General features: G+C 34.5%; 16 protein-coding genes and 1 tRNA gene. 9 read left to right on the top strand and 8 right to left on the bottom strand.

Going from position 1 to position 12756, the window contains the following annotated elements; all coding sequences use genetic code 11:
• Positions 1 to 42: 42 nt before the first annotated feature.
• Positions 43 to 624 (bottom strand): thioredoxin family protein, encoded by a 582-nt coding sequence (locus AA088_RS03835; protein ID WP_046743637.1) that lies wholly within the window; start codon positions 622 to 624, stop codon positions 43 to 45.
• A 12-nt stretch (positions 625 to 636) separates the two neighbouring features.
• The gene (gpmI, locus tag AA088_RS03830) at positions 637 to 2154 is read right to left on the bottom strand and encodes a 2,3-bisphosphoglycerate-independent phosphoglycerate mutase (RefSeq protein WP_046743636.1); all 1518 of its coding nucleotides are present in this window, start codon (positions 2152 to 2154) and stop codon (positions 637 to 639) included.
• Between the two features lie 369 nt (positions 2155 to 2523).
• Here gpmI and AA088_RS03825 point away from each other — a divergent pair, with 369 nt between their 5' ends.
• A complete protein-coding gene (locus AA088_RS03825) occupies positions 2524 to 2898 on the top strand; it encodes an ankyrin repeat domain-containing protein (RefSeq protein ID WP_162199670.1) in 375 nt (124 codons plus the stop codon).
• A gap of 56 nt (positions 2899 to 2954) precedes the next feature.
• On the opposite strand, the gene AA088_RS18170 is transcribed toward AA088_RS03825, so the two are convergent.
• From AA088_RS18170 to AA088_RS03805, 5 genes are all read right to left on the bottom strand, one after another.
• On the bottom strand, positions 2955 to 3128 hold the full coding sequence (locus AA088_RS18170; RefSeq protein WP_156168392.1) for a hypothetical protein: 174 nt from the start codon (positions 3126 to 3128) through the stop codon (positions 2955 to 2957).
• Between the two features lie 195 nt (positions 3129 to 3323).
• Entirely contained in the window at positions 3324 to 4088 is a 765-nt protein-coding gene (locus AA088_RS03820; RefSeq protein ID WP_046743634.1) for a M48 family metalloprotease, read from the bottom strand.
• Between the two features lie 36 nt (positions 4089 to 4124).
• On the bottom strand, positions 4125 to 4856 hold the full coding sequence (locus AA088_RS03815; RefSeq protein WP_046743633.1) for a M15 family metallopeptidase: 732 nt from the start codon (positions 4854 to 4856) through the stop codon (positions 4125 to 4127).
• A complete protein-coding gene (locus tag AA088_RS03810) occupies positions 4849 to 5805 on the bottom strand; it encodes a TolB family protein (RefSeq protein ID WP_241483379.1) in 957 nt (318 codons plus the stop codon). The genes AA088_RS03815 and AA088_RS03810 overlap by 8 nt, the downstream gene beginning before the upstream one ends.
• Before the next feature lie 55 nt (positions 5806 to 5860).
• The gene (locus AA088_RS03805) at positions 5861 to 6310 is read right to left on the bottom strand and encodes a GNAT family N-acetyltransferase (RefSeq protein ID WP_046743631.1); all 450 of its coding nucleotides are present in this window, start codon (positions 6308 to 6310) and stop codon (positions 5861 to 5863) included.
• Between the two features lie 91 nt (positions 6311 to 6401).
• Here AA088_RS03805 and AA088_RS03800 point away from each other — a divergent pair, with 91 nt between their 5' ends.
• From AA088_RS03800 to AA088_RS18165, 3 genes are all read left to right on the top strand, one after another.
• Positions 6402 to 6827: a GNAT family N-acetyltransferase gene (locus AA088_RS03800; protein ID WP_046744133.1), complete on the top strand. Its 426-nt coding sequence runs from the start codon at positions 6402 to 6404 to the stop codon at positions 6825 to 6827.
• Positions 6828 to 6877: 50 nt separating this feature from the next.
• Positions 6878 to 6950 (top strand) — tRNA-Gly (locus AA088_RS03795).
• Between the two features lie 109 nt (positions 6951 to 7059).
• Complete coding sequence (locus AA088_RS18165; RefSeq protein ID WP_156168390.1) at positions 7060 to 7212, top strand: hypothetical protein; 153 nt, start codon at positions 7060 to 7062, stop codon at positions 7210 to 7212.
• Positions 7213 to 7248: 36 nt separating this feature from the next.
• On the opposite strand, the gene pepE is transcribed toward AA088_RS18165, so the two are convergent.
• Positions 7249 to 7956 carry a dipeptidase PepE gene (gene pepE / locus AA088_RS03790; protein WP_046743630.1) on the bottom strand — a complete coding sequence of 236 codons (708 nt, stop codon included), beginning with the start codon at positions 7954 to 7956 and terminating at the stop codon, positions 7249 to 7251.
• Positions 7957 to 8112: 156 nt separating this feature from the next.
• On the opposite strand from pepE, the gene AA088_RS03785 reads away from it, so the two are divergent.
• From AA088_RS03785 to AA088_RS03765, 5 genes are all read left to right on the top strand, one after another.
• A complete protein-coding gene (locus tag AA088_RS03785; protein WP_046743629.1) occupies positions 8113 to 8874 on the top strand; it encodes a carboxypeptidase-like regulatory domain-containing protein in 762 nt (253 codons plus the stop codon).
• An 80-nt stretch (positions 8875 to 8954) separates the two neighbouring features.
• Positions 8955 to 9452, top strand: a complete 498-nt coding sequence (locus tag AA088_RS03780; RefSeq protein ID WP_046743628.1) for a DUF6702 family protein — start codon at positions 8955 to 8957, stop codon at positions 9450 to 9452.
• Positions 9453 to 9514: 62 nt separating this feature from the next.
• Positions 9515 to 11788: a M1 family metallopeptidase gene (locus tag AA088_RS03775; RefSeq protein WP_046743627.1), complete on the top strand. Its 2274-nt coding sequence runs from the start codon at positions 9515 to 9517 to the stop codon at positions 11786 to 11788.
• A 101-nt stretch (positions 11789 to 11889) separates the two neighbouring features.
• Complete coding sequence (locus tag AA088_RS03770; RefSeq protein ID WP_046743626.1) at positions 11890 to 12162, top strand: Sec-independent protein translocase subunit TatA/TatB; 273 nt, start codon at positions 11890 to 11892, stop codon at positions 12160 to 12162.
• Positions 12162 to 12725, top strand: a complete 564-nt coding sequence (locus AA088_RS03765; protein ID WP_046743625.1) for a phosphatase PAP2 family protein — start codon at positions 12162 to 12164, stop codon at positions 12723 to 12725. Before AA088_RS03770 ends, AA088_RS03765 begins: the two co-directional genes overlap by 1 nt.
• The last annotated feature ends 31 nt before the right edge of the window (positions 12726 to 12756 follow it).

Here is a 12756-nt window from a genome sequence, read left to right as displayed (position 1 = left end):
GCTTCCTATTTTGTGCCTGCAAAGCTACAAAGAAATACTTTGTTATTCAGCATAGGTATGCTTATAGTCTTTTCCTGATAAAATATCAAGCATATCTTGTTCCAAAGAAATTACGGGAGATTCAACGATTCTGTTCAGTTCTTTGCCGTTTCGATAAAAAATCAACGTAGGAACATTTGTAATATCTAGTCCTTCTTCAAGGTTTTGAGGAGTTGTTTTATCTTCATCTACAGTAATTAATTCTACTTTCTTTTCGCTGATGTCCATCATATCGAGAATCTTATAGAATTGAGGAACTTCTCGCTGACTGTCTTCACACCACGTTCCCATGAAAACTTTTACATGTACGTCTTCAAATAAAGGTTTTATTTGTGTAGCTAATTCTTTGTCAACAGGATATACTGCATATGTTGGTTCAAACCAAACATTATATGGCGCTTCAGAAATTGCAGTACGTGATTGTATCCCTGTTAAAATAGGCAGTTCTTCTTCCTCTTCTTCTGAAGAAACTTCAGTGTTGGTTTCTTCTGTAGAGGTAGCTGTATTTTCAGGTGTAGATTCTTTCTTTTCATTTTTGCAAGCCATAAAACTTACAAGAATCAAAATGTATAAGGTTTTTTTCATGAGTGTTGGGTTTTATATAAGTGAGTGTTGCGTCATTAATTCAGATTGTGGCAATCCAATCATTTGTAAAATGGTAGGAGCAATGTCGCCCAGCACGCCATCTTTTACATGTTTGATGTCTTCGTCAACCAAAATAATTGGTACAGGATTCGTGGTATGTGCTGTATTAGGGCTTCCGTCAGGATTTATCATAGTATCGCAATTTCCATGATCGGCAATTACAATGGTACTATAGCCATGTTTTTGAGCTGTAGTGATGATATCATTCGCACATTGATCTACCACTTCACAGGCTGTAACAGCTGCTGCAAAATTACCTGTGTGTCCAACCATATCTGGATTGGCAAAATTTAAACAAATAAAGTCTGCTATTTCTTTTTGGAGTTCAGGAATAATTTTATCGCGAATTTCATATGCGCTCATCTCTGGTTTTAGATCATAGGTAGCCACTTTTGGAGAAGGGCATAAGATGCGCTCTTCGCCCTTAAACGGAGTTTCTTGTCCACCATTAAAAAAGAATGTTACATGAGGATATTTTTCTGTTTCAGCAATACGAATTTGCTTCTTTCCGTGTATTGCTAATATTTCTCCCAAAGTATCTTTGATGTTCTCTTTATTGAATATAACGTGAATCTCTTTAAAGGAAGCATCATAGTTGGTCATTGTGACGTAATAGAGTGGAAGCTTTTGCATGCGAAACTCAGGGAAATCTTTTTGAGACAAAGCTTCTGTTAGTTGGCGTCCGCGATCTGTTCTAAAATTAAAAAAGATAACCACATCATTTGCTTTAATCGTAGCAATAGGCAAATTAGTATCATCGGTTAGTACGATAGGTGTAATAAATTCATCAGTAATGCCTGCTTCATAGCTTTCTTGAATACTCTGTGTCGCATTTTTGCTTAGAGTCCCTTGTCCATGAACTAAGGCATTATAGGCTAGTTGCACACGTTCCCAACGCTTATCTCTATCCATTGCATAATAACGCCCGGTGATAGAGGCTAATTTTGCGTTATTTTGGTTGCAAAACTGCTCAGTTTGAGCAATGAACTCTTTTCCAGACTTAGGATCTACATCTCTTCCATCTGTAAATGCGTGTACAAATACTTTATCAAGTCCCTTATTGTGGGCTATGGTCAACAAACCTTCTAAGTGATTAATATGCGAATGGACACCGCCATCAGAAACTAACCCCAAAAAGTGAACTGCTTTCCCATGATTTTTAGCGTGTTGTAGCGCTTCTTTTAAGACTATTTCATCAGAAAGCGTATGGTTTTGTATGGCTAAATTGATTTTAGCTAAATCTTGATAGACTATTCGTCCTGCACCCAAATTCATGTGTCCAACTTCACTATTGCCCATTTGACCATCAGGTAATCCTACATTCATTCCATCAGTGAGTAAATTAGCATTGGGATAATTTTGGTATAAACTATCTATAAAAGGAACATTGGCATTGGCAATAGCAGATACTTTAGGGTTGGGAGATTTTCCCCATCCATCCAATATCATTAGCATGACTTTCTTATTCATATTGAGAGTGATTCTTTTTTAAAAAATAAAAATAAGTCTATTTGCTTACATAACACAATGCTAACTAGAAAAACGAACTATTTTTATCAAGGTTTATCATATTAGCAGTAAAAAGATGTTTTTTTCGTAAAAATGTCAAAAAATATGGATTAAGGAATTCTTAATGATTTCTGTAGAAACTCTTAATAAAATTGTGATTTTTAAGATGTCTTTAACAGATTTTAGGCCTAATGGTTAAGGAAGTGTTATAATTGGATTTTGGTTGCAACAATTTAGGATAAGTATCGTCTCTTTGGTGTAATCAAATTATAAAAAATCGACAATCATCAATTACAAAAAACAACAATCATTATGAGAAAAACAATCTTTATGATCGCTCTTATAGTAGGAGCTTCATTCACAACGGCTAACGCAACAGAAGGAAACAACGAACCAACAACAACAAACAAAGTTACAGTAACTAAAGTTGTGAAAGTAAATGCATTTTGTATCGCAATATCAAAAGGTGATTTTGAAACGGTGAAGAAAATGATCGAATTTGGAGAAAATGTAAATAAAACATCTAATGGAAAAACTCCGCTAATGTATGCGGCAAGATATAATAGAGCAAAAATTGCTGCTTTGTTATTAGAAAATGGCGCAAAATTAGATTACAAGGATAGTAATGGACAAACGGCTAGCGATTATGCTAAAATTTCGAAAGCAACAGCTGTGCAAAAAGTTTTAAAACAAGCAGCAGAATAATAAGAATCTAATGCAAATAAAAAAGCCGCTTCCATTAGGAAGCGGCTTTTTGTTTATTATGGCATTGGTGGCCATTTTTGGCATCTTATAGCTCCATAGCACATTGTAATTTGTACAGTTTCTTCTGGACAAGCATTTGTCCACATAGGCAAACCTCCTTTTACAGTAGAAGCATTTAGCATACTAATTTGTTTCTTGTTCAATCGTAATTGACTTACTTTTTTCTTCATGGTTTAATTATTTAAGTTGATAACAACTTGAAATATAAATAGAAAAAGTAGTCTTGTGTTACAGTTTTACCGCCATAAAGGTAGTGTTCCCTATAGATGTGATGGTTTTTAGGTAGAATAATTTGTTATAACCTCATGGTTGGGTTTGATAAATACTATTTTTTTAATGAAGAAGAAATCGGGCTAAGAAAAATACTAACCTCGATATTTTGCAATAGCTTCTTTAATTTTCTCTATCCGGTTTTCAGGATCTGGATGTGTGCTTTGAAATTCAGGAACTCTATTTGGACCTCCCGCAGCTTTTAAAATTTGCATTACTTCAATCATTGCTTCAGGTTCATAACCAGCATACATCATTAAAACGACACCAAGTTCATCACTTTCCAATTCATCTTCACGACCATTTTTTAATAATGTTTGTTGTCCAATCCCTCCAATCATATTGCCCATATCAGCACCAACAGAAGCGCCCGTTTGCAATGTTTGCCAAAAATCTGTTTCTGCAATTCGTTCCGCAGAATGCCTCCCCAATACATGACCAATTTCATGGCCTAATACACCTGCCAATTGATCGTCATTGAGTTTACTATACAAAGCATTTGTAATAAAAATTTGTCCGCCAGGCAAAGCAAAAGCGTTAATGGCTCTATTGTCAGCAAGTAAATGAAATTGAAATTTATATGGAGATTCCGCAGCCATTGTATTAGAGTGAACTAGTTTTTCTCCAATCATATCTACACGAGCCTGCGCACCAGCATCAGGATACAGACCTCCGTGTTGTTGAGCCATTGCATCTCTGTTGGCAAAACCTAATTGGATTTCTTCTTCAGAAGTCATGTTGATAGTTTGTACGCGATTTGTGTACGGATTGGTTTCACGATTGGCACATTTCTTAAAAAAGGCAAACGCTACAATAGCAAGTCCAATCAATAAACGAATTTTTAATCTGCTCCCTCTCATGATATATTACTTAGGTGTTGTATAAAAGTACAAAACCTACGACAAAAGCACAGGATTGATATCGAGAATATTCTCATCAATATATGAATTGATAAATTTTTCGTTGAAATGCTCGCTACCCATAAGTTTTTCGGCTTGGAGCATTTCTTTTAAATGTAACTTTCGGTAAGCAGATAACATTGGTTTGGAAAGTGGTGCATAACTGTAATGCCAAGGTTCGTATTTAAAGCCTTTACGTTGTGCATTATCAGTATATACAATATAAAAACCATAAGTTTCTGCATTTTTTTCAAGCCATTCTCTCAACTTGCAAAAAGGACCATCTCCGTGAAATTTGTCAGGAACAAGTACATCGCCACTATAGTTGGCATTACGGTCAATAATATCAATATCTGTTGCCCAATGATGTCTAGAAGTCCCTGGAATAGTTGAATAAGCAATAATTTTTTCAATAGCTTTTAAGGGAGTAAGTCCTTGTTTTGTATATCGTTTAAACTTGCGTTCCCAAATTCTATTTTGATGTGCGTAATTGCGGTAACTTGATACTACGTGAATAGCGATTCCTTCTTTAGCCGCTGCCGAACGCATTTGTATAAATGCATCATACGCTTCTTTTCGTAAAGAAAAACCATTGCCAAAAACGACAGGATTTCCTTTACCAATCAATTCTTTTGTTGTATATGTTTGACTCGCAAACGCCATACTTGGAATACTGTATAAAGTGGCGCTTCCAAGACCGAGAAGTTTTAGAAATTTAGTTCTATTCACGATTGAGAGATGTTAACAATTTGTCAAACGGAAGATAATAAATTTTTGAAGTTCCATTGCTATTGTTATTGAAAACGCTTTGTAAAATGTCTATGGACATTTTTTGATACGAACTTTGTATGGTTGATTTTTCACTAGTAAAGAAAAAATATTTTTGATCAAATGAGACAAATGGACAATAATCAATTTGATTAGAATTAATTAGTGCTCCAAGGTGAATAGCTTCTTGCCAAGCACCATCTTTATAAAAACTGATATACAAATCGCCTCTACCCAAGCTTTTTTCTCTGCCGTAAGAACCAAAAATTAAAAAACGCTCGTCCGGACTTACATAGGCGTTGTATTCATAAGTTTTTGTGTTGATACCAGTTCCTAAACTTACAGGTGTTTGGTATACACCATTGATGTTTTCACTTTTATAAATATCTTCTTTACCTTTTCCATCTTCTCGTTCCGCAGTAAAATAGATAGTTCCATTCTTCGCAATTGAAGGATAATATTCATTTTTGGAAGAATTAATAAGTTCTGGTAATCGTACAGGCTTTTTCCAGATTCCATTTTCTTTGGTGGTAACCCACAAGTCATAATCTTTTTTAGGAATAGAGTCGGAATCTACAGGACGTTTGGAGGCAAAAAATAATTGCGTGCCATCTGGTGAAAAAGCAGGCTCAATGTCGTGATAATTTCCAGAGAAAGAGGCAATAGAAAAAGGAGTCCATTGTCCATTTACTTTTTTGGTGGTCAAAATAGTTCGGAAAGCATTTTTGGGTGCATCTAGTGTAAAAAAAAGTTCATCATACCCAGGAGAAATGGTACAATCTCTAACGTTGATATTTTTAAAATTAGGAAGCTCAATAAAAACTTTAGGAGTACTAAAATCATTTTCAAATTTAATGTTTGCATTTTCTTGCGCTAGCAATGATAAGTGCAAAAAAAGCAAACAATACATAATAAACTTTCTATACAAATTGATTGACGCGTTCATAAAATCTAACGAAAACAGATTATAAGGTTTTAATCATTACATAATGTAACCCTATTTTTGGAATGGTAAAAGGGTTTCCATATTTTTGATAGCCTAGCTTTTCATAAAAGCAAACAGCAATTTCTCTAGCATTCATCCAAATAAAAGTTCCTCTGCGTGCTATGGTAATTTCTTCAGCTTTTTTTACCAAGGCATCACCAATACCTCTTTTTTGAAATGAAGCTAATACTGCCATACCACGTAATTGAAATGATTTTTCCGAGTTGATTGAAGCTAGTTTATTTTCCATCATTGTCACGACGCCAACTAATTGTTGATTGATAAAATAGCCTAAGTGAAATGTAGTTGCTAACGTATCACCTTCAAAATGGCAAGACTCTAATGGTTTGCCTTCACGCAATACAGGATGGCGTACTTCAAAAGCTTTGCGAGCGGAAATTTCTTGTATGCAAATAGCAGGAGTTGGCATAATCACAAAATTTATCGAGACACTCAAAAGTATAACTAATTTCGGAGTTGAGTTTTATGGAAATCGATTAATTTTACCAAAAACTAAGAATATGCAAATTACGTTCAAGCGATTGGAAGCGAACAAAGCGTCTATAATTTTACCATATTTAGACATCATGAATCAGCACAAAGTTCCGATGGAAATCCTCAAAGAACGGTTTGAAGAAATGTTAACACAGAATTATGAGGCATTTGCTATTTATGATCAAGATGAAATTATTGGGTGTTTTGGTTTGTGGCATATGACACGACATTACTGCGGAAAAAGTCTTGAGCCAGATCATGTATACATTAAAGATACCTATCGAAGTAAAGGAATAGGAGCTCAACTTTTTCAGTGGATTGAGTCTTACGGAAAGGAAAAAGGCGTAACGACAATTGAATTGAACACATACATAGAAAATTTTCCGTCGCATAAATTCTATTATAATCAGGGATTTGTGGCGCGAGGATATCATTTTTTGAAAAAAATGTAAAAAAATATTTGGAAAAAGAAATCTTATTTTTCTATATTTGCATCCGCTTTGCGAGAGTAGCTCAGTTGGTAGAGCGTCAGCCTTCCAAGCTGAATGTCGCCGGTTCGAACCCGGTCTCTCGCTCAACTCAAGCCGATTCAGTCTGAATCGGCTTTTTTTATGGAAAAACCTTACTTGAAATTCATTTTCTATTTTTAGCTTGTGAGCTTATTAACTGTTAAAATACATTATCATGAAGAAAAGAGAATTCAAGAAAAAACTAAACTTTTCAAAAGTTGCAGTAATTGATTTATCAAACATAGCTGGAGGAAGAGCTGAAGGAACACATTACGAATGGTGCGAAAAAGGATGGACCGAATTTCCGTGTAATTTAGAAAATGAATAAAAAAACAAAGGCTGTGTAACCTAAGTTAAACAGCCTTTAGTATAAAAACTGAATTTTGGCTCCAGTTTCCAATTCGTAAGGAGTTTTAGCCTGTTCAAAAATACGTGCTGTGTGAGGTCCTTCTATAGTAATACTTTCTCCTTGTACTCGAAGCCAACTACCTTCTCTAATACCCACAACAGGTAAAGTGTTGAATTTATGAAATTCTTTAATACGTGTTTCTCGTGTTTCTCCCATATGTGTACTGCCCTCAATAGGGTCTAAATAGTGAGGATTGATATTGAAAGGAATGACACCTAACGTTTTAAAGCTAGGCGGATATATGATGGGCATATCATTAGTAGTTTGCATTGTCAATCCACAAATATTACTTCCTGCGCTTGTTCCCAAATATGGAGTTCCGTTAAAAATAGCTTCTCTTAATGGTAAAAGAACATTGTGTTTATATAATTGTGATACTAATAAAAATGTGTTGCCTCCTCCTGTAAAGATGCCTTTAGCTTTTGTAATTGCTGCAACAGGATCTTTACATTCGTGAATTCCATATATTTTTTTACCAATGCTAGCAAAAGCTTTTGATACAGTAGCCGTATATTCATCATGAGTAATTCCACCAGGCCTAGCGTATGGGATAAATAAAATTTCTTCCGTATCTTTATAAAAAGTGACTAGTTCATCAAGGATATATGCTAAATAGCCGCTTCCATGAACGGTTGAAGTGCTTGCAACAATGATATTTTTCATGAGGGTTTACGCTAAATTTAATTATTAAGAACGTAAAAATAACGATTAAAAGGTTTTAACAAAAGTTTAATGTAAGTTGACATTTTTTTAAGGAGAATAAATAATTACTTTACCCAAAAATAGAACATTACTTTTCAACCAAAACGCCAAATAACCATGAAACAACAAATACTCGTATTCTTTTTACTTGCTTCCACAATATTAATCGCCCAAGATGCCGAACGCAAACTTTTGCGAGGAGCTGTGGTGTATAGAGACGTGAAAGTTACAGGCGTAAATATTGTTAACAATTCAACGAGTAGAGGGACAACTACCAATCAAAAAGGAGAGTACGAAATACTAGTTAAAGAAGGTGATGTATTGATATTTTCTTCGGTGCAATATATAATCAAAGAGGTGTCTATTACGGCAGCGATTATTCAAAAAAATAGATTGGTAGTTGAGGTTAAAGAGAAAGTAGAAGAATTAGACGAAGTTGTGATAAGTCCAGAGAACAGAGATAAATTTCTGGATTTTCAAGAAGAGCAAATTGTAAAATATAAAAACTATCAATTCTCTGACGACCGTTATTCGCAAGTTAAGAATGAAGCCTTAGGGCAGGCAGATTTTAGAGGGGTCAATGTGCTAGGATTAGCAGGAATGTTATTAAGCTCTATTTTTAAAGGAGGGAAAAAGAAAGAAAAAGAAAAACCAATATACGAACGTACTAGTTTTAATGAAATTCGTCATCGCTACAAAGACGAATTTTTTACAGAGAATTTAGGAATTCCTAAAGACAACATTAGTGCATTTTTATACTTTTTAGATGATCAGAAGCCTTCAGAAGACATTTTTCTTAAAAAGAATGAATTTTTAATGATTGATTTTATGGTAAAAAACAGTAAAACGTATTTAGATTCTTTGCAAACCAAAAACTAGAAAAATAGTCTACTGATATACACTGTATTTGGAATGCTTTTTGAATATCTTTGTTCAGTATATAAACTCTTTTAAGCGTTATGAAAATTCATAAAATACTATTATTTCTGTGCATTCCATTGGTAGCTTTTGTCTCGGCTCACAAATTTTACGTAAGTGTAACAAACATAGAATATAACAAAAGTGCCAAAACGTTGCAAATAACAACACGAATCTTTATTGATGATTTTCAACGATTGCTACAAGAGCGCTATGACCTAAAAGAAGAGCTTACAACGGAGAAAAAAGTAAAAGAGGTAGAGCAAATGATGGCTTCCTATATTGGCAAGAAGCTCAAAATTTCAGTAAATGGAGAATTAAAAACGCATACTTTTTTAGGTAAAAAATATGAAGACGATGTAACTGTGTGTTACCTCGAAATTATTGGTGTAGAGAACGTACACTCATTAGAAATTGAAAACGGAATCCTCTATGAAATAGAAGAAGATCAGCAAAATTTAGTGCATACCAAAATAGGAGATCAACGAAAGAGTTTACTATTAGTTAAAGAAAACGATAAAGGTTTGTTAAAATTTTAACACATACCCTGCAAAATAGTTACTTTTAGAGATTGAATTTAAAAACCTATTTTAAGAACCTAATGAGACATATACATTTTTACCTTCTTGCATTTCTTTTTGCAGGGATGAATTTAGCACTTGCTCAGAATAGCCAAGGTGATGAGAAGCCGCAAGGACACACAAATGAAAACAAGTTTAGGCAACTCTACCAAGAATTTTCAACTCCCAACATGTACCGTACTGCTTCTGGTGCGCCAGGAAAGGCATACTACCAACAACAAGCAGACTATGAAATGGATATTGAATTAGATGATAAAAATCAAAAATTATATGGTGTAGAAACCATTACATATCATAATAATTCTCCTGACAATCTAGAATATCTATGGGTACAGTTAGATCAAAATATCAGAGCAAAAAACTCGGTTGCCAAACTAAAAAATGGAGAGCGAATTCCACGTTTACAAAGAACGTCTACTTTTGTAAGTAGCTACGTAGCAGATCCGTTTGATGGAGGTTTCAATATTGATTATGTAAAAAATGATAAAGGAAAGCCTATGTCATTTGTAATCAATGAAACAATGATGCGCATAGACCTTCCAGAAGCATTAAAATCAGGAGATAAGATTTCATTTTCTATCAAATGGTGGTACAACATTAACAATCACGTTACGAATAGAGCGCGTTCTGGATATGAGCATTTTCCGAAAGATGGAAATAATGCGTATGTAATTGCACAGTTTTTCCCTCGTATGGCTGTGTACAATGATGTTGAAGGATGGCAAAACTATCAGTTTTGGGGAAATGGTGAGTTTGCATTACCTTTTGGAGATTACAAAGTAAATATTACAGTTCCTGCAGATCACGTATTAGATGCTACAGGGAAACTTCAAAATAGAAAAAATGTATATTCAAGAGAAATGATGAATCGCTATGAGCGTGCATTGGAGTCGTATGATAAGCCAGTAATCATCGTAACTCAAGAAGAAGCGGAAGCAGCTGAGAAAAACTTTTCAAATAAAAAGAAAACATGGAAATTCCACGCTGAAAATGTAAGAGACTTTGCTTTTGCTACGTCGCGCAAGTTCATTTGGGATATGCAAGCGGTTGACATTAATGGGAAAAAAGTAATGGCTGTATCGATGTATCCTAAAGAAGGAAATCCGCTTTGGGAAGAATACTCTACGAAAGCAGTTGTAAGTACATTAAAAACCTATTCAAGACACACATTTGATTATCCATACCACAAGGCAATTTCTGTACATGCAAAGAATCAAGGAATGGAATATCCTATGATTTGTTGGAACTATGGGCGTCCAAATGAAGATGGAAGTTACTCTGAGCGTACAAAGTTTGGAATGATTAGTGTAATTATTCATGAAGTAGGACATAACTTTTTTCCAATGATTGTGAACTCTGACGAGCGCCAATGGGGATGGATGGATGAAGGACTAGACACATTCATGCAGTACCTAGCAGAGCAAGACTTTGGAAAAACGCATCCAGAATCAGTAGCTTCAACCGGAGGGAAATATCCTTCACGTAGAGGAGAAGCTTCTAAAATAGTTCCATACATGAAAGGAAGTCAAGATAGATTGTCTCCAATCATGTCTAACCCAGAAAACGTATATCAATTAGGACCAAATGCTTATGGAAAGCCAGCAACAGGGCTAAATATTTTACGTGAAACTATCATGGGGCATGATGCATTTGATCATGCATTTAAAACATATGCGCAACGTTGGAAGTTTAAACATCCAACTCCAGAAGACTTTTTTAGAACAATGGAAGACGCTTCAGGAATTGATCTTGATTGGTTTTGGAGAGGATGGTTTTATACAACAGACTATGTAGATATTGGTATTGAAAAAGTTGATAAATATCAAGTGGGAACTCGTACAGCAGGAAACAATAGCTATGTATACTATATTGGAGAAGAGGATGAGCGTTACAAAAAAACTGACGAAGGAAAATCTGTATTGGATACAGAAGCCAATGCGGCTTTGAAAGAATATTTGATGGATAACTTTTCTGCTGAGGAAAGAGCGCAAATGAAAAATCCAAAATACTTCTATGAAGTAACTTTCAACAAGCCAGGAGGTTTGGTAATGCCTATCATTTTTGAATGTACTTATGCTGATGGAACTACTGAAATGATGAAATATCCAGTTCAAATTTGGAGAAAGAATGATCGAAATGCTACTGTTGTAATAGCATCTAGTAAAGAATTGAAAAGCATTCAATTAGATCCTAAACTTGAAACGGCTGATATTGATACTTCAAACAATGCATGGCCAAGAGAAGAAGGAAAGTCTGATTTTGACCAATTCAAAAATGACAAGATGAAGCAATAAGCTTTAAGAACATCATAAAATCATAAAAAACCAGCAAATAAGCTGGTTTTTTTATATCATAATATTTACTTGATTATATTTGTAAAATAATAATACGAAGTATGGCATTATTCATCAGTGGAGGAGAAATATTTGTAATTATGCTCATCATTGTGATGGTCTTTGGGGCAGACAAGATTCCTGAAATAGCGAGAGGCTTAGGAAAAGGAATGCGACAATTAAAAGATGCAACCAATGAAATCAAGCATGAAATTCAAAAAAGTGCAGAAGACAATGGAATAGATACTGACATTGCTGGAGACGTTCAAAAAGAAATCAATAAAGTAAAAGAAGATATCGAAGATATGTCAGGTCCTATCAAAAGGCAATTTTAATGCTTGAGGTACTGGTAACATACGATAAAGAACTACTAATCTATCTTAACAACTTAGGCGAATTAAGATTCGATACTTTTTGGATTTTCGTCACGAACTTTGTCTATTGGATTCCTTTACTACTGTTCATTTTTTATAGGATATTTAAAAAATTTAGCAAACCGCAAGCTAAATATATCATAAGCTACGGACTTTTTATCTTATTTTTCTCATTAGCAATTGTAGAATTGACAAAAATAGGAGTTGAGCGTATACGTCCTTGCAATGACCCAACTGTTGCCCCTTTTTTAAATATCATAATACAGCCCACAAATTTTACTTTCTTTTCAGGGCATGCAACTGTATCATTTGCTTTAACCACTTTTTTATTTTTAATGGTCAGGAAAACATTACCTAGAATTCGTTTTCTCTACATTTGGCCGCTTCTTTTTGCTTACAGCCGTTTATATTTTGGAGTCCATTATCCTGTTGATATTTTTGTAGGAATGATTGTGGGAATTTTGGTTGGAATTGCATTTCATCGATTTTGTAATGCACGCATAGTAAAATTACGAATTTATTAATATATTCGTTAACACTTTAACCAATCAATAA

The sequence above is a fragment of the Kordia zhangzhouensis genome, from assembly GCF_001005305.1.
Classification (GTDB): domain Bacteria; phylum Bacteroidota; class Bacteroidia; order Flavobacteriales; family Flavobacteriaceae; genus Kordia; species Kordia zhangzhouensis.
The sequence above is the reverse complement of the archived record's forward strand: the minus strand, read 5'-3'. Positions and strand labels throughout refer to the sequence as shown.

Excerpts from the sequence above, each read along its gene's own strand:
- AA088_RS03835 (WP_046743637.1), bottom strand. The coding sequence starts at position 624 with ATGAAAAAAACCTTATACATTTTGATTCTTGTAAGTTTTATGGCTTGC.
- gpmI (WP_046743636.1), bottom strand. The coding sequence starts at position 2,154 with ATGAATAAGAAAGTCATGCTAATGATATTGGATGGATGGGGAAAATCT.
- AA088_RS03825 (WP_162199670.1), top strand. The coding sequence starts at position 2,524 with ATGATCGCTCTTATAGTAGGAGCTTCATTCACAACGGCTAACGCAACA.
- AA088_RS18170 (WP_156168392.1), bottom strand. The coding sequence starts at position 3,128 with ATGAAGAAAAAAGTAAGTCAATTACGATTGAACAAGAAACAAATTAGT.
- AA088_RS03820 (WP_046743634.1), bottom strand. The coding sequence starts at position 4,088 with ATGAGAGGGAGCAGATTAAAAATTCGTTTATTGATTGGACTTGCTATT.
- AA088_RS03810 (WP_241483379.1), bottom strand. The coding sequence starts at position 5,805 with ATGTATTGTTTGCTTTTTTTGCACTTATCATTGCTAGCGCAAGAAAAT.
- AA088_RS03805 (WP_046743631.1), bottom strand. The coding sequence starts at position 6,310 with ATGCCAACTCCTGCTATTTGCATACAAGAAATTTCCGCTCGCAAAGCT.
- AA088_RS03800 (WP_046744133.1), top strand. The coding sequence starts at position 6,402 with ATGCAAATTACGTTCAAGCGATTGGAAGCGAACAAAGCGTCTATAATT.
- AA088_RS18165 (WP_156168390.1), top strand. The coding sequence starts at position 7,060 with ATGAAGAAAAGAGAATTCAAGAAAAAACTAAACTTTTCAAAAGTTGCA.
- pepE (WP_046743630.1), bottom strand. The coding sequence starts at position 7,956 with ATGAAAAATATCATTGTTGCAAGCACTTCAACCGTTCATGGAAGCGGC.
- AA088_RS03785 (WP_046743629.1), top strand. The coding sequence starts at position 8,113 with ATGAAACAACAAATACTCGTATTCTTTTTACTTGCTTCCACAATATTA.
- AA088_RS03780 (WP_046743628.1), top strand. The coding sequence starts at position 8,955 with ATGAAAATTCATAAAATACTATTATTTCTGTGCATTCCATTGGTAGCT.
- AA088_RS03775 (WP_046743627.1), top strand. The coding sequence starts at position 9,515 with ATGAGACATATACATTTTTACCTTCTTGCATTTCTTTTTGCAGGGATG.
- AA088_RS03770 (WP_046743626.1), top strand. The coding sequence starts at position 11,890 with ATGGCATTATTCATCAGTGGAGGAGAAATATTTGTAATTATGCTCATC.
- AA088_RS03765 (WP_046743625.1), top strand. The coding sequence starts at position 12,162 with ATGCTTGAGGTACTGGTAACATACGATAAAGAACTACTAATCTATCTT.